This is a genomic window from Escherichia sp. E4702 (assembly GCF_963883545.1).
Taxonomy (GTDB): domain Bacteria; phylum Pseudomonadota; class Gammaproteobacteria; order Enterobacterales; family Enterobacteriaceae; genus Escherichia.
Genome location: NZ_CAWORF010000036.1, coordinates 34,519 through 55,397, shown reverse-complemented (window position 1 = coordinate 55,397; position 20,879 = coordinate 34,519). Strand labels below are relative to the sequence as shown.

The window sequence follows — 20,879 nt, the reverse complement described above, 5'->3', positions numbered from 1 at the left end:
GTATTCATGAGTATCATCGAAGTGACAGGTAATCCACGCCATGACCAACTCGTTCATCTAATCGCAGAACGCGGTTATATGAATATTGAAGAACTGGCACAACTGCTGGATGTTTCAACGCAAACCGTGCGCCGGGATATCCGAAAACTCAGTGAGCAGGGGTTGATCACCCGTCATCATGGAGGAGCCGGGCGCGTCTCCAGCGTCATGAATACCGCTTTTGAGCAACGGGAACTTTCGCTAACCGCCGAGAAACGGGCGATCGCTGAGGCGGTCGCCGATTACCTTCCCGAACGCTGTACTGTCTTCATCACCATCGGTACAACCGTAGAAGCCGTTGCCAGGGCATTACTCAACCGTCGTGATTTACGCATTATCACTAACAGCCTGCGTGTGGCACAGATTCTTTATAAGAATCAGGATATTGAAGTGATGGTGCCGGGAGGCACTTTACGCGCCCATAACGGTGGGATTATCGGCCCTGGAGCCGTGGATTTTATTGAAGGTTTTCGCGCAGACTATTTAATCACCAGTATTGGTGCCATTGAGCATGACGGCACCCTGCTGGAATTTGATGTCAATGAAGCGTTAGTCGCGAGAACGATGATTAAACATGCGCGGAATACATTGCTAGTGGCAGATCATACGAAGTTTGCCGCGTCTGCTGCCGTTTCAATTGGCAATGCACGGAATGTCAGGGCTTTTTTTACTGATGCCCCGCCTCCCAATTCTTTCTGCCAGTTGTTAAGTGAAGAGAATGTTGAACTGGTGGTTGCCGAGCAGGAAGTTTCCTGAAATTGAAACTTCGAAAAATCCGCTGGGGATTCAGCGGATTTTATTTTGCCGGATGCGGCCTACGGTTGATACGGTTTTCGTTGGCCGGATTAAGCACATCCGGCCATTAATCAAGCTTCAGCCGCCAGCATCTCTTTCTTACGTTGACTAATACGCTTAACCAGCATTACGGAAACCACCGCACCACAGAATGCGAAGCAGGCCATAATGCCAAACACGATTTTGTAGCCAATAATCCCCGGATTTAAATCCAGAATGTAGCCATACAGACTGAAGCAGAACATCGCCGGGGCGTAACCAATAAAGCTACCCAACGCCATCGCCGCGCCTGTTTTATTTTCAGCAATTTTTGCTTCGCCGATAGGTGCAAAAAATACGGCTCGCTGTGTAAAGACTATCGCGCCAAAGCCCAGCGTACATGCCATCCCTAAATAGACCGGCATACTTTCGTGCGGCAGCATAATCAACAGTACGAGCGCAGCGGTACTGATGATAAAGGTGTAGCATAGATATTTACTCGGCGATTTCAGGATCTTATCTGAAATCATGCCACCAATCGGTCCACCAATCATTTTCAGACAGTATTGGTTAATGATGCCGTAAGCCCCCACCAGCGCAACGGGCAATAGATAGATGTTTTTCAGGAATGGAATGAAGAATGTCAGGCCACAGTAAACCGCGTAAACGAAGAAGACGTTGAAAGCGATAAGCCAGATAGTTTTGTCTTTCAGCACCGAGGTCATACTGGTGTTTTGCGATGCTCCGTCTTCTTTTTTCACCTCAACGGACGGTGCCTCTTCTTTGTCATTCAGGACAAAGAAAATAATAATGCCTACGGCAATCACAATAAGGGAATAGAACCAGATACCCGCTTTAAAGCCCAATAAGCCACTGCCAAACCAGGTAAATACTGCCAACGCAGAAAATGCCACCACAGTATCGACAATGCCACGCCCTGTTTCGAAGAAGCCAAACAAACGACCTTGTTGTTCGCTATTGCCCAATCGACTTACCGACTTGAGCAAGACAGGCCAGTTCATCATGTCGCAGGTAACGCCAAATAGCGCCCAGACAAAGAGGATGCCCCAATACCCCGGCATTGTCGTCAAATAAACACCCAGTAATCCCGTCGCAATGAGGGAGAATGACATGGTGTATCTGCGCGGTAGTTTATCGGCAAAATAAATAGACAGAAAAAAGCCCACTGTGGTGACAAATGAGTTTACCGACATAGCATTACCAATTTGACCATTAGTCAAATGGAAATATTCCTGCATCGGGATATAAAACGCATCTTTCAGCGACGGTAATTTATAAATTGTACCGCCACACAGTGTTAATAGACTAAATAACGCCCATTTCTTTTTCGTGAGCATAACATCCCCTAAGCGATTTTTAAAATCACTGTTTTAAAGGCAATAAGATATCGACCATTCTTATGGAATGGTTTTATTAACTGCGTATGAGTTAAAACTTATTAGTGGTTCAGAAGATGGCTTGCCTCTTGTTTGATTTGTTGTAGTACGTTACGCACATGATTTATCTGATTAATCGCATCTTCTTTTTCTTTACGTAACCGCGCATCCAGTAAATGATTTTCTGGTAGTGGTGTTTCACTCATCTGGCGATAAGGGATCCACGGATTATCATCTTCGTCTTCAAAGCGGAACGCCGGAGCATAATAATCAACCTCTTCTTCCAGGCCATATGCCGTCACCTGCGGCTCATCATCGCCCAGGCAGATAAGGTGCGTTAATAACGCTTTGAATGGCATATCTCCCTGACCTGAAATACAGGCTTTATGGCCCAGACCACCCTGTTCTTTAACAATCAATGCATCTTTGATATGCACCTGGGTAATATGTGGCGCCATCGTTTTTAAAGCGTCGATGGGATGCTCATTTGCATTGATCATGTTCGCAAAATCAAACAGTAAGGAAAGAGACTCCATCTCACTTTCTTTGACCAGCGACACCAGCTCATGGCTTTTTAAATCTTCATGCTGCTCGATCGTAAAGGTCAGGCCGCTGTCCTGATACGTTTCCCGTACATAGGCAATGTCGTTAGCGATGATCGATAATACGTCGCGCAAATTACCTTCATAACGTGGATAAAAACGTACGGACGATGCCCCAGTTTTCAACGCGATGGCGACGGCTTCGTCAATAGATGCCTTATCTGAGGCGCTGGTTTCAATATGAATATCAAGGTTCAGACGGCGGGCTTTATCACCAAAGGCAGAGAGTTCTTTATCGTCCATATTGCCAAGAGAAAAACGCTCGCCATCCAGAACATGAATTTTGACGCCCCGCAGATTATTTTCACTCGCGATATCAAGTAAATCAGCAGGCAATACTCTTTCCAGCCGCATATTTAAATGAAAGGCATAAGCATGTAAATAAAGAGGAAGAGTATCGACACGTTGTAGAATCTTTCTTGCGTTATTTGTTGTCACCATAAAACACCTACAGATTAATGATGAGGTCTACGGCCTCAAATCGCCAATATTCAATATCTATCTGGACAATATTGCCTTGCTGGTCGGCGCGATGCTTTTCAATTAAGATCGCTGGCATACCCGCAGAACCGCCAAGATACTTGCTGATATCGCCCGGCATTCTGACGGGTTTGAAAATCAATTTTTTTACTACCGTCTCTTTTTGGTAGCACTTTTCCCAGACTGCAGAAAATGAGTGGTTTTCAAGTTGTTCAATAAAACCTGGGGCAACTTCAGGATTAATATATGTTTCGTGATAGAAAACTTTATGTCCTTCCAGCGCCCCCCAGCCGGTAATACGATAGAGTTCGGTTGATGGCGTCACTGCAATCAGTGGCGCAAGCGTCTGGGGAATGTCGCTGGTACGGCTTTTCTCGGTAAACCCCCAGGAAGGTTCCCGCCCTTGCTCAATTGCGGCCCGCTGAAAGCTCGCCGACAGCTCCGGGCTGTAATTAAATCTCGGCTGAGTCACGAACCACCCTTTACGATCCTTTCGGAAGATTTTGGATTCTGCCTCGAGGTTCAGCAACGCCTGGCGCAGCGTCATACGTTTAATGCCCAGCAGCTCTCCCAGCTCTCTTTCTGAAGGGAGTTTTCCACCCGGCGTAGTGATGCCATCTTTTAACCACCGATCCAGTTTCTCTTTTGCATTTTCTACGGTGGATTGATTTCCCGTCATTGTTTAATCCTTTTGGTTTAAACCAGATGAGGCATCTTACGCTTACGCCAAAAAAGAAAGCAATTAACGGCGTATGACTTTGCAGATAATTGTGACAAAGCTCTCTATTGACGTAACCACAGACTTATAAGGGAGATACTCGCATTGGTGAGTGCTCACGACAGGCAAAAAAAAACCTGCCATCGCTGGCAGGTTTTTTATGACTAAAAAACGAAATTAATCGTCTTTCGGTGCGCGGTTAGCGCGACGACGATCGTTTTCCGTCAGGTGACGTTTACGAATACGGATAGAGGTCGGAGTCACTTCTACCAGTTCGTCATCATCGATGAACTCCAGAGCTTGTTCCAGAGTCATGCGGATAGGCGGAACCAGAACAACGGCTTCGTCAGTACCGGAAGCACGCATGTTGGTCAGTTTCTTACCGGTCAGGCAGTTTACAGTCAGGTCGTTAGAGCGGCTGTGAATACCGATAATCTGACCTTCGTAAACTTCTGCACCGTGACCGAGGAACAGCTTACCGCGATCCTGCAGACCAAACAGCGCGAACGCTACCGCTTTACCCTGACCGTTAGAGATCAGTACGCCGTTCTGACGCTGACCTACTTCACCCGGACGAACGTCGTCGTAGTGGCTGAAGGTGGAGTACAGCAGACCTGTACCGGAAGTCATGGTCATGAACTCAGAACGGAAGCCAATCAGACCACGGCTTGGGATCACGTAGTCGAGACGTACGCGGCCTTTACCGTCTGGATTCATGTTTTTCAGGTCGCCTTTACGTTCGCCCAGCGCCTGCATCACAGAACCCTGATGCTGTTCTTCAACGTCCAGAGTCACGTTTTCATACGGCTCTTGTTTACGACCGTCGATTTCACGGAAGATAACTTTCGGACGGGATACCGCCAGTTCGAAACCTTCACGACGCATGTTTTCGATCAGAACAGACAGGTGCAGTTCGCCACGACCAGAAACGCGGAACGCATCGGCGTCTTCGGTTTCTTCTACGCGCAGCGCAACGTTGTGTACCAGTTCTTTGTTCAGACGATCCAGGATCTGACGAGACGTTACGAACTTACCTTCTTTACCGCAGAACGGCGAGGTGTTAACGCAGAAGAACATAGAAACGGTCGGCTCATCAACGGAGAGTGCCGGCAGCGCTTCAACGTTTTGCGTGTCGCAAACGGTGTCAGAAATGTTCAGTTCGCCCAGGCCCGTGATCGCCACGATATCGCCAGCTTCCGCCAGATCGGTTTCGATACGTTCCAGACCGAGGTGGCCCAGCACTTTACCGACTTTAGCGTTGCGGGTTTTGCCTTCGCTATCGATGATAGTAACTTGCTGGTTCGGCTTCACTTTACCGCGCTTGATGCGGCCAATGCCGATAACACCAACATAGCTGTTGTAATCGAGCTGAGAAATCTGCATCTGGAACGGACCGTCAAGGTCAACGTCCGGCGCAGGAACGTGGTCAATAATCGCCTGATACAGCGGGGTCATGTCTTCCGCCATATCTTCGTGGTCCAGACCCGCGATACCGTTCAGCGCAGAAGCGTAAACGATCGGGAAGTCCAGCTGCTCGTCGGTCGCGTCGAGGTTTACGAACAGGTCGAATACCTGATCCACAACCCAGTCAGGACGCGCGCCAGGGCGGTCAACTTTGTTGATAACAACAATCGGCTTCAGGCCGTAAGCAAACGCTTTTTTGGTTACGAAGCGCGTTTGCGGCATCGGGCCGTCAAATGCGTCAACCACCAGCAGCACTGAGTCTACCATGGACATTACACGTTCAACTTCACCACCGAAGTCGGCGTGCCCCGGGGTATCAACGATATTGATACGGTAATCATTCCATTTGATAGCGGTGTTTTTCGCGAGGATGGTAATCCCACGCTCTTTCTCCAAATCGTTGGAGTCCATCACGCGCTCTTGGGTTTCGGCACGAGAGTCGAACGTACCGGATTGTTGGAGCAGCTTGTCTACCAGGGTGGTTTTACCATGGTCGACGTGCGCGATGATGGCGATATTACGCAATTTTTCGATCACAACTTTGCCTCAGGCATTAGAAATAGCGCGTTATTGTACACGGATTAATCGCACTACAAAACAGGATCACAAACATCCTCCGCAAACAAGTATTGCAGAGTCCCTTTGTGATCGCTTTCACGGAGCATAAAAAGGGTTATCCAAAGGTCATTGCACCAACATGGTGCTTAATGTTTCCATTGAAGCACTATATTGGTGCAACATTCACATCATGGTGCAGCCCTTTTGCACGATGTTAAGCATGATAACGCCTTTTAGGGGCAATTTAAAAGTTGGCACAGTTTTCGCTTTATCTTTTTTACGGCGACACGGCCAAAATAATTGCAGATTTCGTTACCACGACGACAATGACCAATCCAGGAGAGTTAAAGTATGTCCGCTGAACACGTACTGACGATGCTGAACGAGCACGAAGTGAAGTTTGTTGATTTGCGCTTCACCGATACCAAAGGTAAAGAACAGCACGTCACTATCCCTGCTCATCAGGTGAATGCTGAATTCTTCGAAGAAGGCAAAATGTTTGACGGCTCCTCGATTGGCGGCTGGAAAGGCATTAACGAATCCGACATGGTGCTGATGCCAGACGCATCCACTGCAGTGATTGACCCGTTCTTCGCCGACTCCACCCTGATTATCCGTTGCGACATCCTTGAACCTGGCACCCTGCAAGGCTATGACCGTGACCCGCGCTCTATTGCGAAGCGCGCCGAAGATTACCTGCGTTCCACTGGCATTGCCGACACCGTACTGTTCGGGCCAGAACCTGAATTCTTCCTGTTCGATGACATCCGTTTCGGATCATCTATCTCCGGTTCTCACGTTGCTATCGACGATATCGAAGGCGCATGGAACTCCTCCACCCAATACGAAGGTGGTAACAAAGGTCACCGTCCGGCAGTGAAAGGCGGTTACTTCCCGGTGCCTCCGGTAGATTCTGCTCAGGATATCCGTTCTGAAATGTGTCTGGTGATGGAACAGATGGGTCTGGTGGTTGAAGCCCATCACCACGAAGTAGCGACTGCGGGTCAGAACGAAGTGGCTACCCGCTTCAATACCATGACCAAAAAAGCTGACGAAATTCAGATCTACAAATATGTTGTGCACAACGTAGCGCACCGCTTCGGCAAAACCGCGACCTTTATGCCAAAACCGATGTTCGGTGATAACGGCTCCGGTATGCACTGCCACATGTCGCTGTCTAAAAACGGCGTTAACCTGTTCGCGGGCGACAAATACGCAGGTCTGTCTGAACAGGCGCTGTACTACATTGGCGGCGTAATCAAACACGCTAAAGCAATTAACGCCCTGGCAAACCCGACCACCAACTCTTACAAGCGTCTGGTCCCGGGCTACGAAGCACCGGTAATGCTGGCTTACTCTGCGCGTAACCGTTCTGCGTCTATCCGTATTCCGGTGGTTTCTTCTCCGAAAGCGCGTCGTATCGAAGTGCGTTTCCCGGACCCGGCGGCTAACCCGTACCTGTGCTTTGCTGCCCTGCTGATGGCCGGTCTTGATGGCATCAAAAACAAGATCCATCCGGGCGAAGCCATGGACAAAAACCTGTATGACCTGCCGCCAGAAGAAGCGAAAGAGATCCCACAGGTTGCAGGCTCTCTGGAAGAAGCACTGAACGAACTGGATCTGGACCGCGAGTTCCTGAAAGCCGGTGGCGTGTTCACTGATGAAGCGATCGATGCGTACATCGCTCTGCGTCGCGAAGAAGATGACCGCGTGCGTATGACTCCGCATCCGGTAGAGTTTGAGCTGTACTACAGCGTCTAATAGTTGAAGTTGTACTACCCGGCGCGAACAACGCCGGGATTTAGTTGCCGTGGAAACTTTCAGCCCATCTCTGCATGGGCTTTTTTCTCCGTAACTTCTGTGATGCTTCGCGCTTTTTATCCGTAAAAAGCTATAATGCACTAAAATGGTGCAACCTGTTCAGGAGACTGCTTTATGGCAACAGGCACGCAGCCCGATGCTGGGCAGATCCTCAACTCGCTGATTAACAGTATTTTGTTAATTGATGACAACCTGGCGATCCATTACGCCAACCCCGCCGCGCAACAACTGCTCGCCCAAAGCTCCCGCAAATTGTTTGGTACACCGTTACCGGAACTATTGAGCTACTTCTCATTAAATATCGAGCTGATGCAAGAAAGTCTGGAGGCGGGGCAAGGTTTTACCGATAACGAAGTGACGCTGGTCATCGACGGTCGCTCGCATATCCTTTCTGTGACGGCTCAGCGCATGCCAGACGGCATGATCCTGCTGGAGATGGCACCGATGGATAACCAGCGCCGCTTAAGTCAGGAACAGCTACAGCACGCCCAGCAGGTTGCTGCCCGTGATTTAGTGCGCGGCCTGGCGCATGAGATTAAAAATCCGCTTGGCGGTTTACGTGGCGCGGCGCAGCTGCTCAGCAAAGCGTTACCTGACCCGTCGCTGCTGGAATATACCAAAGTGATTATCGAACAGGCGGACCGGCTGCGAAATCTGGTCGACCGTCTGTTGGGGCCGCAGCTGCCCGGTACGCGCGTTACCGAAAGTATTCACAAAGTGGCTGAACGCGTGGTGACGCTGGTGTCGATGGAACTGCCGGACAACGTGCGGTTGATTCGTGATTACGACCCCAGCCTGCCGGAACTGGCGCACGACCCGGATCAAATTGAGCAAGTGCTGCTGAATATTGTGCGCAATGCGCTACAGGCGCTGGGGCCGGAAGGTGGTGAAATCATTCTGCGTACCCGCACCGCGTTTCAACTGACCTTACACGGCGAACGCTATCGGCTGGCGGCGCGGATTGATGTGGAAGACAACGGGCCGGGCATTCCGCCTCATTTGCAGGATACGCTGTTTTACCCGATGGTCAGCGGCCGCGAAGGTGGCACCGGGCTTGGCTTATCCATCGCCCGTAATTTGATTGATCAGCATTCAGGCAAAATTGAATTTACCAGTTGGCCAGGTCATACCGAGTTCTCGGTTTACCTGCCTATCAGGAAATAAAGGTGACGTTTATGCAACGAGGGATAGTCTGGGTAGTCGATGACGATAGTTCCATCCGTTGGGTGCTTGAACGTGCGCTCGCTGGGGCAGGTTTAACCTGTACGACGTTTGAGAACGGCGCGGAGGTGCTGGAAGCACTGGCGAGCAAAACGCCGGATGTGCTGCTTTCAGATATCCGTATGCCGGGAATGGACGGGCTGGCGCTGCTCAAGCAGATTAAACAGCGCCATCCGATGCTTCCGGTCATCATTATGACCGCACATTCCGATCTGGATGCTGCCGTCAGCGCCTATCAACAAGGGGCGTTTGATTATCTGCCTAAACCGTTTGATATCGACGAAGCCGTGGCGCTGGTTGAGCGCGCCATCAGTCATTACCAGGAACAGCAGCAGCCGCGTAATGTTCAGCTTAACGGCCCAACGACCGATATCATCGGCGAAGCGCCAGCCATGCAGGACGTGTTCCGTATTATCGGTCGGCTTTCGCGCTCTTCCATTAGCGTGCTGATCAACGGCGAATCCGGCACTGGTAAAGAACTGGTTGCTCATGCCCTGCATCGCCACAGCCCGCGAGCCAAAGCGCCGTTTATCGCGCTCAATATGGCTGCTATCCCGAAGGATTTGATCGAATCAGAACTGTTCGGTCACGAGAAAGGCGCGTTTACCGGCGCGAATACCATTCGTCAGGGGCGTTTTGAACAGGCCGATGGCGGCACGTTATTTCTCGATGAAATTGGCGATATGCCGCTGGATGTGCAGACGCGTTTGCTGCGCGTGCTGGCAGACGGTCAGTTTTATCGCGTTGGCGGCTATGCGCCGGTGAAAGTGGATGTGCGGATTATTGCTGCCACTCACCAGAATCTCGAACAGCGGGTGCAGGAAGGCAAGTTCCGTGAGGATTTGTTCCACCGCCTGAACGTTATCCGTGTTCATCTGCCGCCGCTGCGTGAGCGTCGGGAAGATATTCCCCGTCTGGCACGCCATTTTTTACAAGTTGCCGCTCGCGAGCTGGGCGTAGAGGCAAAGTTGCTGCATCCGGAAACTGAAGCCGCTCTGACGCGTCTGGCGTGGCCAGGCAACGTGCGCCAGCTGGAAAACACCTGCCGCTGGCTAACGGTAATGGCTGCCGGACAGGAAGTGTTGATTCAGGATTTGCCTGGCGAACTGTTTGAATCAACCGTACCGGAAAGCACTTCACAAATGCAGCCGGACAGTTGGGCAACGCTGTTAGCACAGTGGGCAGACAGAGCGCTACGTTCCGGTCATCAAAACTTGCTGTCTGAAGCGCAACCAGAGTTGGAGCGGACGTTACTGACTACCGCGTTGCGACATACGCAGGGGCATAAACAGGAAGCAGCGCGCTTGCTTGGCTGGGGGCGTAACACCCTGACGCGTAAGTTAAAAGAGCTGGGAATGGAGTGATTCTGGCTCGCCATGTAAAGATTGATTATTGAGCGCAAATTGCTGTTATTTTGCGCTTTACTGTTCCGGTAAGTTCAGTATGATCATGCCCGAAAAACGGGGGGAGTGTCATTATGCTGGAATCAATAATTAATCTGCTATCAAGTGGCGCAGTTAACAGCCACACGCCGCAAACTGCCGTTGCTGCCGTGCTGTGTGCCGCAATGATTGGGCTGTTTAGCTGAGTTTCAGATTGCTGATGAAGTGCTCTTTGTTCATGCCGGATGCGGCGTGAACGCCTTATCCGGCCTACAAAAGCAATAATTTCAACAGGTTTTGCAGGCCTGATAAGCGTAGCGCATCAGGCAATCTTGTTCTCAGCACATTGATGGCGCTCTCGTTTTCTACCTTATAAACGAAGCGCCATTCACTATTTAAATCACCCGTGAGAACTGCTGCATTCGCGCTTTCTGGCGCAGATAAGTATCAAAGCACATGCAAATGTTGCGGATCAGCAAGCGACCTTTCGCCGTCACCTGAATCCCCTTCTCATCCACATCCACCAGCCCATCTTTTGCTAATGGGGCCAGCAGCTTGAGATCTTCCGCAAAGTAATCAGCGAAGTGCAAATCCCACTGTTGCTCAATGGGGGCGTAATCCAGACGGAAGTTGCAGATGAGCGACTTAATCACATCGCGGCGAATACAGTCATCACGCGTTAGCGCAATACCACGCCACAGCGCATTACCTTGTTCATCCACCTGCTGATAGTACTGCTTCAACTCTTTCTGGTTCTGCGCGTAGCAGTCACCAATCATGCTGATGGCGGAAACGCCCATCCCCAACAGATCGGTATCGCCCTGGGTGGTGTAGCCCTGGAAGTTACGATGCAGCACGCCTTCACGCTGGGCCACCGCCAGCTCGTCATCCGGGCGAGCAAAGTGATCCATACCGATAAACTGATAGCCCGATTGTGTCAGGAAGGCGATGGTTTCCTGCAGAATATCGAGTTTTTGTTGCGGACTCGGCAAGTCAGCATCTTTGATTTTGCGCTGGGCGGCAAAAATAGTTGGCAGATGCGCGTAGTTAAAGACGCTCAGACGGTCAGGGTTCAGTTCCGCCACGCGTTTCAGGGTAAAAGCGAAACTCTCCGGCGTCTGTTTCGGCAGGCCGTAAATCAGGTCAATGTTGGTGGAGGTAAAGCCAATCTCACGCGCATGGTTAAGCAGCGCAAAGATGAACTCTTCATCCTGCTCGCGGTTAACCAGACGCTGTACTTCTTTGTTGAAGTCCTGCACGCCCATGCTCAGGCGATTAAAGCCTTCCGCGCGTAAATGATCCAGTACATCCAGTTCGATTTCGCGCGGATCGACTTCGATCGAGATTTCCGCATCGGCATTGAACTGGAAGTTTTCGCGCAACAGCTTCATCAGGCGGCTGATTTGCGCTTTATTCAGGTATGTTGGCGTTCCACCGCCCCAGTGCAGCTGGCTCACCTTGCGCCCGGCAAAAAGCGGAGCACGATGAACGATTTCTTGCTCAAGCACGTCCAGATACTGGTCGGCCTTGTGCTGCTGGCGAGTCACAATCTTGTTGCAACCGCAGAAGTAGCAAAGTTTGTGGCAGAACGGAATATGTACGTAGAGAGATAAGGGACGCTCTGGGTAGCGCGCCACGGCTTGTAAAAACGCCTGTTCACCGAAGTCTTCTGAAAACTCCAGCGCGGTCGGGTACGAGGTGTATCGTGGCCCGGAATAGTTATATTTCTGGATCAGGGCCAGGTCCCAGTCGATTTGCTGTACAGACATGCTCACTCCTTCCGATGGCGTCTCTGGCGGCTACGGCGTACCGGCGGATGCCCGTTTCGGGTCATCAGCCGGTTGCGCAGCCACTTTTGTCGCCGCGACAACCGCTGTAGTTTAACGAATAACCACACCAGATAACATATAACCGGAAGGGTTATCAGCAGAACGGGAAGGCCCACGGCGGCAATCCGTTAGTTGCCCCGCAGCAGACGCATCATGTCTTCTTGCTTCTCGTCTTCTTCCTCTTCTTCGTCGTCGTCATAAGAGAGGCCGAGTTTCTGCATCAGCTCATCAATACGATCCAGCTTGGCATCTACCCAGGATTGCTCTTCGGCACTCAGGGTTTCGCCTGCTTCCAGACGTTCCAGCAGCGCATCCAGACGCTCATCCGTCTCCAGTAACTCCAACTCCGCCTGCGGTGAAAGCATAGGTTTCTCACTCTTCGGTTTGTGCTGTTTGGTGACTTTTTCAGTCACGCCCAATGGAATAGGGGTTTTACTGCCAATACGTGGATCTTTCGGTGCATTCTGGCCTTTGCTACCCGAAGTAGTGCTACCGCCCGCTGCGCGGCTGCCTGGTGCATGACCACGACGTTTTTTCTGGCGCTTGCGATCACGAGCTTCCTGATTCAGCTCTTCGCGGGTTTTACGACGCGCTTTTGCATGACCTTTGCTGCGTGAGTTTGAAGATGATGGTTTCATATCAATTCGTCTTTTAGCCGTTTTATTTAGTATAGATTTGCGGCGGAATCTAACAGAAAGCAAGCAAAGAAAAAAGGCGACAGATTACTCTGTCGCCTTTTTTCCTGACTCACAACCCTTAACGGGTCTTACAATCCTTGCAGGCCGCCAACACACCCTGTTTTTCCATTAGCCGGAACATTCCGTGTTGATTCCATTTCCCTTTAGTGACGTCTCCGGACGTTTGTCTTCCTGACAATCCTCTGTCTTCGCCTCCTGGCGCTCCTGACCCTCATCCTGAGTCATCGTTCCTGTTAGCGTCCTCGCTCTATGGGTGCTACTTTACGCTTCTGTGTTAAACAAACAATAAACTATCATCAGTATTTACTCATTTTCAGATTATTGTATAAAACTAATCACATGATTTATTTAGCCTATTTGACATGCGTCGCAGAAATTTCTCTTCGATTTCTCATAAAAACAATCGGCAATGTCTCACAAAGTACATGGTATTTACTTACACCGTTCACGCCGAAAAATCCGTCTTTTATTGTGGTTCAGGTATAATCGCCGCAAAGCTTTGACTGACGGAGACGACCGCTTTGACTAATTTGAATTATCAACAGACGCATTTTGTGATGAGTGCGCCTGATATTCGCCACTTACCTTCCGATACCGGGATCGAAGTGGCTTTTGCAGGCCGTTCCAACGCAGGTAAATCCAGCGCGCTGAACACGCTGACTAACCAGAAAAGCCTGGCGCGTACCTCGAAAACACCAGGACGTACCCAGCTTATCAACCTGTTTGAAGTGGCTGAGGGCAAACGTCTGGTCGACTTGCCTGGCTATGGCTACGCGGAAGTTCCTGAAGAGATGAAGCGCAAATGGCAGCGCGCGCTCGGTGAGTACCTCGAAAAACGTCAGAGTCTACAAGGCCTGGTCGTGCTGATGGATATTCGCCATCCGCTGAAAGATCTCGACCAGCAGATGATTGAGTGGGCGGTGGACAGCAATATCGCCGTACTGGTGTTGCTGACCAAAGCGGATAAACTGGCGAGCGGTGCACGTAAAGCGCAATTGAATATGGTGCGTGAAGCAGTGCTGGCGTTTAACGGTGATGTGCAGGTAGAGACATTCTCTTCTCTGAAGAAGCAAGGTGTGGATAAGCTGCGGCAGAAACTGGATACCTGGTTCAGCGAGATGCAGCCTGTAGAAGAAACGCAGGGCGGCGAATAATTTTCTAGCCCTTACGCATGTGCCGGATATCGCGTATCTGGCACATAAAATCATGCAAATTCAATGAGCTATTTTTCTACCGTAGGCCTGTTAAGCACAACGTATCCGGCAATACGGATCTTTTCTTTCGCACAATAAAAAACGCCCCAGTCATTACTGACTGGGGCGGCTAAAAAATTCAGCCAAATCCGATTACGTGAAGTAAAAGGTCTGAAAGATAGAACATCTTACCTCTGTACCCTACGCGACTAACTTTACTCTTTTTTGTTCAGTTCAGAAAGCACTTTTTGTAATTTTTTTTCAGTTGTTGCATAGGAATTTCTAATACCCATCACAAATCGTGGCTGGTTATGTTGCTTAGTTACGAAAAAAAGGCTTGTTAAGGCAAATCTTAGTGCGCCTGATCCCAGTTTTCGCCACTACCCACTTCCACCAGCAACGGCACATCCAGGCGGGTACAGTTTTCCATCAACTGATGGATTTTCTTCGCTACCGCATCGACATCATCTTTATGAACTTCAAACACCAGTTCATCGTGTACCTGCATGATCATACGCACGCGCGGTTGCTCTTCCTGTAGCCAGGCATCAACGGCAATCATAGCCCGTTTGATGATATCCGCAGCGGTTCCCTGCATTGGTGCGTTAATGGCTGCACGTTCAGCCGCAGCACGGCGTGCACCGTTGCTGGATTTGATATCCGGCAGATAAAGGCGACGTCCGTCCAGGGTTTCAACGTATCCCTGCTCTTTCGCCTGAGCACGAGTGCGTTCCATATACTCCAGTACGCCTGGGTAGCGTTCGAAGTAAAGGTCCATGTACTTCTGTGCTTCTTTACGTGGAATGTTCAATTGCCGTGCCAGACCGAAAGCACTCATGCCATAAATCAGACCAAAGTTGATCGCTTTCGCGCTACGGCGTTGTTCGCTGGTGACAGTTTCCAGTGGCAAACCAAACACTTCTGCAGCCGTTGCCCGGTGGATATCTTTTCCTTCTGCAAATGCGGTCAGCAAGCCTTTGTCTCGTGAAAGATGCGCCATAATGCGCAGTTCAATCTGCGAGTAGTCCGCCGAGACAATCACGTAATCCTGCGGCGCAATAAACGCCTGGCGGATACGGCGGCCTTCTTCGTTACGCACCGGAATGTTTTGCAGGTTAGGATCGGTTGAGGATAAACGCCCCGTTGCAGTTACTGCCTGGTGATAGGAAGTATGCACGCGCCCGGTTTTCGGGTTGATCATCAGCGGCAGCTTGTCGGTGTAGGTCGATTTCAGCTTCGCCAGACCACGATACTCCAGAATCACTTTTGGCAACGGATAGTCCAGTGCCAGCTCTTCCAGTACCTCTTCCGACGTTGACGGCGCACCGCCCGGCGTTTTCTTCAGCGGTTTAATACCCTGTTTTTCAAAAAGAATAGTTTGCAGTTGCTTGGTGGAAGAAAGGTTAAATTCTTCACCTGCAATTTCATGCGCTTTCTTTTCCAGCTCAGCCAGACGCAGGGTGAGTTCTTCAGAATGATTGTGCAGCACTTTCGGGTCAATCTTCACACCGTTACGTTCGATGCGCGAAAGTACCGGTACCAGCGGCATTTCGATGTTTTCGAAGACGTTTAGTGGCCCTTTGTGTTTTTGCAGATCCGGCCACATTTTCAGATGCAGCTGCAAGGTGACATCTGCATCTTCGGCGGCGTAACGTCCGGCCTCTTCGAGGGCAATCTGGTTAAAGGTCAGTTGATTTTTGCCTTTACCAGCAATCTCTTCAAAAGTGATGGTTTTATGTTTCAACCAACGTTCCGCGAGGCTGTCCATATCGTGGCGACCGGCAACGCTGTTGAGAATGTAGGACTCGAGCATGGTATCAAAGGCAATCCCCCGCAGCTCAATGCCGTAATTCGCCAGAATACCGCGATCGTATTTCAGGTTTTGCCCGACCTTCAGCGCCTTTTCATCTTCCAGCAGCGGCTTTAGCAGCTCGAGTGCACGCTCGCGGGAGATCTGATCGGGCGCATCAAGATAATCATGAGCAACCGGAATATAGGCCGCTACGCCTGGCTCGATAGCAAAAGAAAGCCCTACCAGGTTGGCTGAGATGTTATCGAGGCTGTCGGTTTCGGTATCAAACGCAAATACAGGCGCTTTTTCCAGCTTCGTAATCCATGCTTTTAGAGTTTCTTCGTCCAGAATAGTGACGTAGTTATCGTAAGAAATCGCTGTTGCAGTCACTTCGGGTGTTTCGTCGACAACAATGGTTTCCTGCGGCTTCGCAGCTGGTTTTGCCCCTTTGGCCTGTAACCATTTGCCCGCTTCGACATCAGCAGTCCAACGCTTGAACTCATACTTTTTGAACAGCCCCAACAACTCTTCAGCCGCCGGTTGTTGTACTTCCAGTTGTTCGCAGGTCAGTTCCAGTTCAACGTCGGTTTTAATCGTCGCCAGCTGGTAAGAGAGATAGGCCACCTCTTTATTTTGCTCAAGCTTCGCCGCCATTGTTTTCGCGCCACGGAAGCTCAATCCAGCAATTTTTTCCGGCTCGGCATACAGCGTATCCAGGCCGCCAAGACCTTGTAGCAGCGCCTGCGCGGTTTTTTCGCCGACGCCCGGTACGCCAGGAATGTTATCAGAGGAGTCGCCCATCAGCGCGAGGAAGTCGATGATCAGTTCTGGCGGTACGCCGTACTTATTCACCACCTCTTCCGGGCCGAGGATGGTATTCGTCATGGTGTTGATAAGCGTAATATTTGGCGTCACCAGCTGCGCCATATCTTTATCACCGGTGCTGATCAATACCGGACGCCCGGCTTTTTCGGCTTCGCGCGCCAGAGTACCGATAACGTCGTCTGCTTCTACGCCAGAAACGGCCAGCAGAGGCAGCCCCATCGCTTTTACCATAGTGTGCAGGGGTTCGATCTGCGCGCGCAAATCGTCCGGCATTGGCGGGCGATGTGATTTGTAATGTTCAAACAGTTCATCACGAAAGGTTTTTCCCTTGGCGTCAAAGACCACCGCTGCATGCGTCGGTTGGTATTGCATGATCAGACTACGCAGCATGTTGAGGACACCGTACATCGCACCGGTTGGCTCGCCTGCGCTGTTAGTCAGCGGCGGAAACGCGTGATATGCGCGATAAAGATAAGATGAACCATCTACAAGGATTAGTGGGTTTTGGGGGATCTGAACCATAATGTCCGTGCCTGTTTATCAGATTATGCGTAAAGGATGCCACAGACAGGATGAAAACATGAGTTTTTCACCGCTTTTCGTGAAAATCTTTTGTAGATCTTCTGGATCGCTCGCAAATCGTCATGTGGATAACTTTGTGTATAAATTATTTACATCACTTTTAATTTATTATCATGCTTGTTACAGCATTATATTTGTTGTTGTTTTTCATAAAGTTAAAAATAAAAACATTGCTGGTGATTGAGTAATAGGGATTTTTTCTAATGTGGATAGATATGAATTATTTTTCTATCTAAGGATCATCCGTTATTTGGGCCGTTTTCTGCTAAAATCTGCGCCTTGCGCTTCTTTAGCGCACTGTCTATGGCTAACCTTTTGAATAATTTAATTATGACGAGAATACTCGCTGCGATAACACTTTTGGTGAGTATCGTATTGACCATTTTGGTCACCATTTTTTGTTCTGTCCCGATCATCATTGCCGGGATCGTAAAACTATTGTTACCTGTGCCAGTGATTTGGCGAAAGGTATCACTTTTTTGTGATTTTATGATGTATTGCTGGTGTGAAGGATTAGCGCTATTACTGCACCTTAACCCACACCTGCAATGGGAAGTTCGCGGACTGGAAGAGCTAAGTAAAAAGAACTGGTATCTGCTTATTTGTAACCACCGCAGTTGGGCTGATATTGTTGTACTGTGCGTGTTGTTTCGTAAGCATATTCCAATGAACAAATATTTTCTCAAGCAGCAACTGGCCTGGGTGCCTTTCCTTGGCCTGGCATGCTGGGCGCTGGATATGCCATTTATGAAGCGCTATTCCCGCGCTTATTTGATACGTCATCCGGAACGGCGCGGTAAAGATGTTGAAACCACTCGCCGATCTTGCGAAAAGTTTCGCCTGCATCCCACCACGATTGTGAATTTTGTTGAAGGCTCCCGTTTTACTGAACAGAAACACCAGCAAACCCACTCGACATTTAAAAACCTCCTGCCTCCCAAAGCCGCCGGTATCGCGATGGCGCTGAATGTACTGGGTAAACAATTCGATAAACTACTCAATGTTACGCTGTGTTATCCGGACAATAACCGCCAGCCATTCTTCGATATGTTAAGTGGCAAACTGACGCGGATTGTCGTGCATGTGGATTTACAACCCATTGCTGAAGAGTTGCATGGCGACTATATCAATGACAAAAGCTTCAAACGTCATTTTCAGCAGTGGCTGAACACACTGTGGCAGGAAAAAGACCGACTTCTGACTTCACTGATGTCATCACGGCATCAGGATAAGTAGTTATAACTCGCCTCCGTATTAGCAGAGGCGAGTTATCATTTTAATGCACTAAACGTCCGGCACGAGACATAAATTCTTCTTCGCTCATCTCCTGACCGTTAAAAACAACTTTACCTGGCAAATAATGCAGTTGCAGCGAGGCAATATTGTTGTCAACTGTGATTAACTGAAACATCTTACCTAATGTTGCCATTCCGCCGATTTGTTTATCAGCCAGCTTTTGAGCTTTTTCAGCATCCATTCCTTCAGATAAATTAAGCTGTTTAGCTATTTCAGTGACGACATTAATCGGTACATTCATATCCAGATTGAACGATTTAATATCTTTGTTTGTGGATGATGAAGATTTGGCTGGATCGACAATACTAATATCCAGATTAGCATTTAGTTCACCGACAGCGTTCTTCCAGCTTACAGGTAGTTTAATGATCGGCTCACTTTTTTGTAATAACGGTAAATACTCTTTGAACAATGCAGTATTCATTGCTTCCAGTGCATCTTCATCATTTGCTAACTCAGGGTGTGCTGCAAGTTGCTTCTGCGTCGCAATGTTGTACTGGATGATAAACTGGCGAACTGCTAAGGGATCAATAGATTCAGCAATCAATGACCACTGACCGCTACCGAGTTGTTGATTCCCTTTTGTTAACTTATCAAGTTCGTAAGTCAGATTGACATTGATATAATCTTTATCTTTTACGCGCTCTAGTGTGGTTTTCGCGACGAAAGCGTCGAGTTTGGCAACTTCGTTACCGTGATTGACAATGCTAATCTGATTAAATTTCGACTCGCTTTCACCAACCGGACATTTCTTTTCTTCTAATCGCGTCAGAGAATTAATGGTAAAACTTTTCGCCGTGACTTTGTTCATTGGCGATAATTCCAGAACAATATCTTCGACTTTGCCTTCAACATCCAGATTAGACAATGAACTGTCATCACCATTAAAAGTAAACTGACCTTCACCAAAGGAGAGTTTTCCATACTCTGCAGGGGCAACGTCCAGAGTTGTAGAGAAAGAACCGCCAAAGGCGAATCGCAATGTCGCTTCGACGGGCGCTCTATCTTTTGCAGCAATAAATAGCGACTGTGTCAGTTCATTATTGACTAATTTAACTTTTGCTGCCGCCATAGCAGGTAAGATATTGCCGCTTTTTAACATTGATAGCGGCAAGGGACCATGATCGACATCCACATCAAATGCAATACCTTGTCCTGGCTTGATATTGAGATCTGGCGCACCTTTATCAAAGGTAATAAGCATTTGAAAATGAGAGCTAAAAAAACCTTTGTCAAAGTTTTTATAGCTGGCGGTCATATCATAGGCATGCTCTCCCTTCTTTTTACTGTCGTTAAAATCTTTAATAAATTTTTCGACGCCAGACTGGATTTGAGTCCCTTCATACCATGTTCCACCGCCCCAGATAATGGCTAATGCAACAATAACACCTGTGGCTGACTTACGTATCATTTCTATTATTCCCTGATAAAACAGCAAAACTTTTAATATCCGCGCTTGATATTAAAATGTCCAGAAACGAGGTGAATTATCAGAAAGTATTTATATTGATTAAACAACAAAAAAAGCCCGTGAATATTCACGGGCTTTATGTGAATTACAATAAATTATTTTTTCTCAGACAGATATTTCACTGTATCAGCATACTGCTGAACAAAAACATCCATATTGCTGGTATCCATACCCTGCGGATTCAGCTGATATTTACCGTTAACAAACATCGCTGGAACGCCACGCAATTGTACATCTGCAGCCGCTTTTTCTTGCTGAGCGACCAGAGATTTAACAACAAAGCTGTTCCATGCTGCATCATACTCTTCACCTTTGATACCTGCGTTGATGAAGACATCACGAATGTCGGACGTAGAGCGAATGGTCTGTGTTTTCTGTACGCCTTCAAACAGTGGTACAGTCACTTTATCTTCTACGCCCAGCGCCATCGCCACAGCCCACGCTTGTGTCAGAGATTGCCCCAGCTCCCCGCCCATGAAGTTGACGTGGTATTTAGTCATCTTCACACCTTCCGGTAGTTTTTTCTTCACATTCTCAGAAATATGCAGAACTTCTTCAAACTGATAGCAGTGTGGGCAGAAGAAAGAGAAAAACTCCAGCACTTGCGGTGCGCCAGCAACCGGCTTTTCCAGCGTGGTGTATTGTTTACCATCTTCATACTGCGCCGCCGATGCGCTAAACGCTAAAACCAAACCAGCCAGCGCCAGCCAAATCTTTTTCATGATCTACTCTCTCCG

17 protein-coding genes and 1 pseudogene are annotated in these 20,879 nt (G+C 49.0%); 7 read left to right on the top strand and 11 right to left on the bottom strand.

All coding sequences use genetic code 11. The features are described from left to right. Positions 1–6 precede the first annotated feature (6 nt). Positions 7–795, top strand: coding sequence for a DeoR/GlpR family DNA-binding transcription regulator (locus AACU94_RS21445; RefSeq protein WP_000022286.1), 789 nt, complete (start codon positions 7–9; stop codon positions 793–795). A gap of 110 nt (positions 796–905) precedes the next feature. On the opposite strand, the gene AACU94_RS21440 is transcribed toward AACU94_RS21445, so the two are convergent. The 4 genes from AACU94_RS21440 to typA all read right to left on the bottom strand — a co-directional run bounded on the left by AACU94_RS21440 (position 906) and on the right by typA (position 6,011). Continuing rightward, the gene (locus tag AACU94_RS21440) at positions 906–2,171 is read right to left on the bottom strand and encodes an MFS transporter (protein WP_000956318.1); all 1,266 of its coding nucleotides are present in this window, start codon (positions 2,169–2,171) and stop codon (positions 906–908) included. Positions 2,172–2,272: 101 nt separating this feature from the next. Next, entirely contained in the window at positions 2,273–3,253 is a 981-nt protein-coding gene (locus AACU94_RS21435) for a sugar phosphate isomerase/epimerase family protein (RefSeq protein ID WP_130216175.1), read from the bottom strand. Positions 3,254–3,260: 7 nt separating this feature from the next. After that, positions 3,261–3,971 carry a GntR family transcriptional regulator gene (locus tag AACU94_RS21430; RefSeq protein WP_000147433.1) on the bottom strand — a complete coding sequence of 237 codons (711 nt, stop codon included), beginning with the start codon at positions 3,969–3,971 and terminating at the stop codon, positions 3,261–3,263. Positions 3,972–4,187: 216 nt separating this feature from the next. Then, positions 4,188–6,011: a ribosome-dependent GTPase TypA gene (gene typA / locus AACU94_RS21425; RefSeq protein WP_001514692.1), complete on the bottom strand. Its 1,824-nt coding sequence runs from the start codon at positions 6,009–6,011 to the stop codon at positions 4,188–4,190. Between the two features lie 372 nt (positions 6,012–6,383). Here typA and glnA point away from each other — a divergent pair, with 372 nt between their 5' ends. The 4 genes from glnA (at position 6,384) to AACU94_RS21405 (ending at position 10,662) form a co-directional block, all read left to right on the top strand. Beyond that, on the top strand, positions 6,384–7,793 hold the full coding sequence (gene glnA / locus AACU94_RS21420; RefSeq protein ID WP_001271717.1) for a glutamate--ammonia ligase: 1,410 nt from the start codon (positions 6,384–6,386) through the stop codon (positions 7,791–7,793). Positions 7,794–7,967: 174 nt separating this feature from the next. Next, positions 7,968–9,017: a nitrogen regulation protein NR(II) gene (gene glnL / locus AACU94_RS21415; protein ID WP_000190577.1), complete on the top strand. Its 1,050-nt coding sequence runs from the start codon at positions 7,968–7,970 to the stop codon at positions 9,015–9,017. A gap of 11 nt (positions 9,018–9,028) precedes the next feature. Next, a complete protein-coding gene (gene glnG / locus AACU94_RS21410) occupies positions 9,029–10,438 on the top strand; it encodes a nitrogen regulation protein NR(I) (protein WP_088563506.1) in 1,410 nt (469 codons plus the stop codon). Positions 10,439–10,551: 113 nt separating this feature from the next. After that, positions 10,552–10,662, top strand: a complete 111-nt coding sequence (locus AACU94_RS21405) for a YshB family small membrane protein (RefSeq protein WP_064527982.1) — start codon at positions 10,552–10,554, stop codon at positions 10,660–10,662. A 189-nt stretch (positions 10,663–10,851) separates the two neighbouring features. Here the strand turns inward: AACU94_RS21405 and hemN are convergent, their stop codons facing one another. The 3 genes and pseudogenes from hemN to AACU94_RS21390 form a co-directional block, all read right to left on the bottom strand. Then, entirely contained in the window at positions 10,852–12,225 is a 1,374-nt protein-coding gene (gene hemN / locus AACU94_RS21400; protein WP_130216173.1) for an oxygen-independent coproporphyrinogen III oxidase, read from the bottom strand. Positions 12,226–12,413: 188 nt separating this feature from the next. Next, complete coding sequence (gene yihI, locus AACU94_RS21395; RefSeq protein WP_130216171.1) at positions 12,414–12,923, bottom strand: Der GTPase-activating protein YihI; 510 nt, start codon at positions 12,921–12,923, stop codon at positions 12,414–12,416. A 118-nt stretch (positions 12,924–13,041) separates the two neighbouring features. Further along, positions 13,042–13,270 (bottom strand): annotated as a pseudogene (locus AACU94_RS21390) (hypothetical protein). A 234-nt stretch (positions 13,271–13,504) separates the two neighbouring features. Here AACU94_RS21390 and yihA point away from each other — a divergent pair. Continuing rightward, the gene (yihA, locus tag AACU94_RS21385) at positions 13,505–14,137 is read left to right on the top strand and encodes a ribosome biogenesis GTP-binding protein YihA/YsxC (protein ID WP_130258776.1); all 633 of its coding nucleotides are present in this window, start codon (positions 13,505–13,507) and stop codon (positions 14,135–14,137) included. A 178-nt stretch (positions 14,138–14,315) separates the two neighbouring features. On the opposite strand, the gene AACU94_RS24805 is transcribed toward yihA, so the two are convergent. Both AACU94_RS24805 and polA read right to left on the bottom strand, forming a co-directional pair. Then, positions 14,316–14,363 (bottom strand): spot 42 RNA, inhibition of DNA synthesis, encoded by a 48-nt coding sequence (locus tag AACU94_RS24805; protein ID WP_071892919.1) that lies wholly within the window; start codon positions 14,361–14,363, stop codon positions 14,316–14,318. A gap of 165 nt (positions 14,364–14,528) precedes the next feature. Next, the gene (gene polA, locus AACU94_RS21380; RefSeq protein WP_130209966.1) at positions 14,529–17,315 is read right to left on the bottom strand and encodes a DNA polymerase I; all 2,787 of its coding nucleotides are present in this window, start codon (positions 17,313–17,315) and stop codon (positions 14,529–14,531) included. A gap of 363 nt (positions 17,316–17,678) precedes the next feature. On the opposite strand from polA, the gene AACU94_RS21375 reads away from it, so the two are divergent. Beyond that, complete coding sequence (locus AACU94_RS21375; protein ID WP_130216165.1) at positions 17,679–18,611, top strand: acyltransferase; 933 nt, start codon at positions 17,679–17,681, stop codon at positions 18,609–18,611. A 40-nt stretch (positions 18,612–18,651) separates the two neighbouring features. Here AACU94_RS21375 and AACU94_RS21370 read toward each other — a convergent pair whose 3' ends face one another. Next, positions 18,652–20,082, bottom strand: a complete 1,431-nt coding sequence (locus tag AACU94_RS21370; RefSeq protein WP_135488572.1) for a DUF945 family protein — start codon at positions 20,080–20,082, stop codon at positions 18,652–18,654. Between the two features lie 155 nt (positions 20,083–20,237). Then, complete coding sequence (gene dsbA / locus AACU94_RS21365; protein ID WP_135488571.1) at positions 20,238–20,864, bottom strand: thiol:disulfide interchange protein DsbA; 627 nt, start codon at positions 20,862–20,864, stop codon at positions 20,238–20,240. Between the last annotated feature and the right edge of the window lie 15 nt (positions 20,865–20,879).

What these genes read in the sequence shown, in the direction of transcription:
- AACU94_RS21440 (WP_000956318.1), bottom strand. Translation starts at nt 2,171, where the DNA reads ATGCTCACGAAAAAGAAATGGGCGTTATTTAGTCTATTAACACTGTGT.
- glnA (WP_001271717.1), top strand. Translation starts at nt 6,384, where the DNA reads ATGTCCGCTGAACACGTACTGACGATGCTGAACGAGCACGAAGTGAAG.
- AACU94_RS21445 (WP_000022286.1), top strand. Translation starts at nt 7, where the DNA reads ATGAGTATCATCGAAGTGACAGGTAATCCACGCCATGACCAACTCGTT.
- glnL (WP_000190577.1), top strand. Translation starts at nt 7,968, where the DNA reads ATGGCAACAGGCACGCAGCCCGATGCTGGGCAGATCCTCAACTCGCTG.
- AACU94_RS21375 (WP_130216165.1), top strand. Translation starts at nt 17,679, where the DNA reads ATGGCTAACCTTTTGAATAATTTAATTATGACGAGAATACTCGCTGCG.
- dsbA (WP_135488571.1), bottom strand. Translation starts at nt 20,864, where the DNA reads ATGAAAAAGATTTGGCTGGCGCTGGCTGGTTTGGTTTTAGCGTTTAGC.
- AACU94_RS21430 (WP_000147433.1), bottom strand. Translation starts at nt 3,971, where the DNA reads ATGACGGGAAATCAATCCACCGTAGAAAATGCAAAAGAGAAACTGGAT.
- AACU94_RS21435 (WP_130216175.1), bottom strand. Translation starts at nt 3,253, where the DNA reads ATGGTGACAACAAATAACGCAAGAAAGATTCTACAACGTGTCGATACT.
- yihI (WP_130216171.1), bottom strand. Translation starts at nt 12,923, where the DNA reads ATGAAACCATCATCTTCAAACTCACGCAGCAAAGGTCATGCAAAAGCG.
- hemN (WP_130216173.1), bottom strand. Translation starts at nt 12,225, where the DNA reads ATGTCTGTACAGCAAATCGACTGGGACCTGGCCCTGATCCAGAAATAT.
- polA (WP_130209966.1), bottom strand. Translation starts at nt 17,315, where the DNA reads ATGGTTCAGATCCCCCAAAACCCACTAATCCTTGTAGATGGTTCATCT.
- AACU94_RS21370 (WP_135488572.1), bottom strand. Translation starts at nt 20,082, where the DNA reads ATGATACGTAAGTCAGCCACAGGTGTTATTGTTGCATTAGCCATTATC.
- glnG (WP_088563506.1), top strand. Translation starts at nt 9,029, where the DNA reads ATGCAACGAGGGATAGTCTGGGTAGTCGATGACGATAGTTCCATCCGT.
- AACU94_RS21405 (WP_064527982.1), top strand. Translation starts at nt 10,552, where the DNA reads ATGCTGGAATCAATAATTAATCTGCTATCAAGTGGCGCAGTTAACAGC.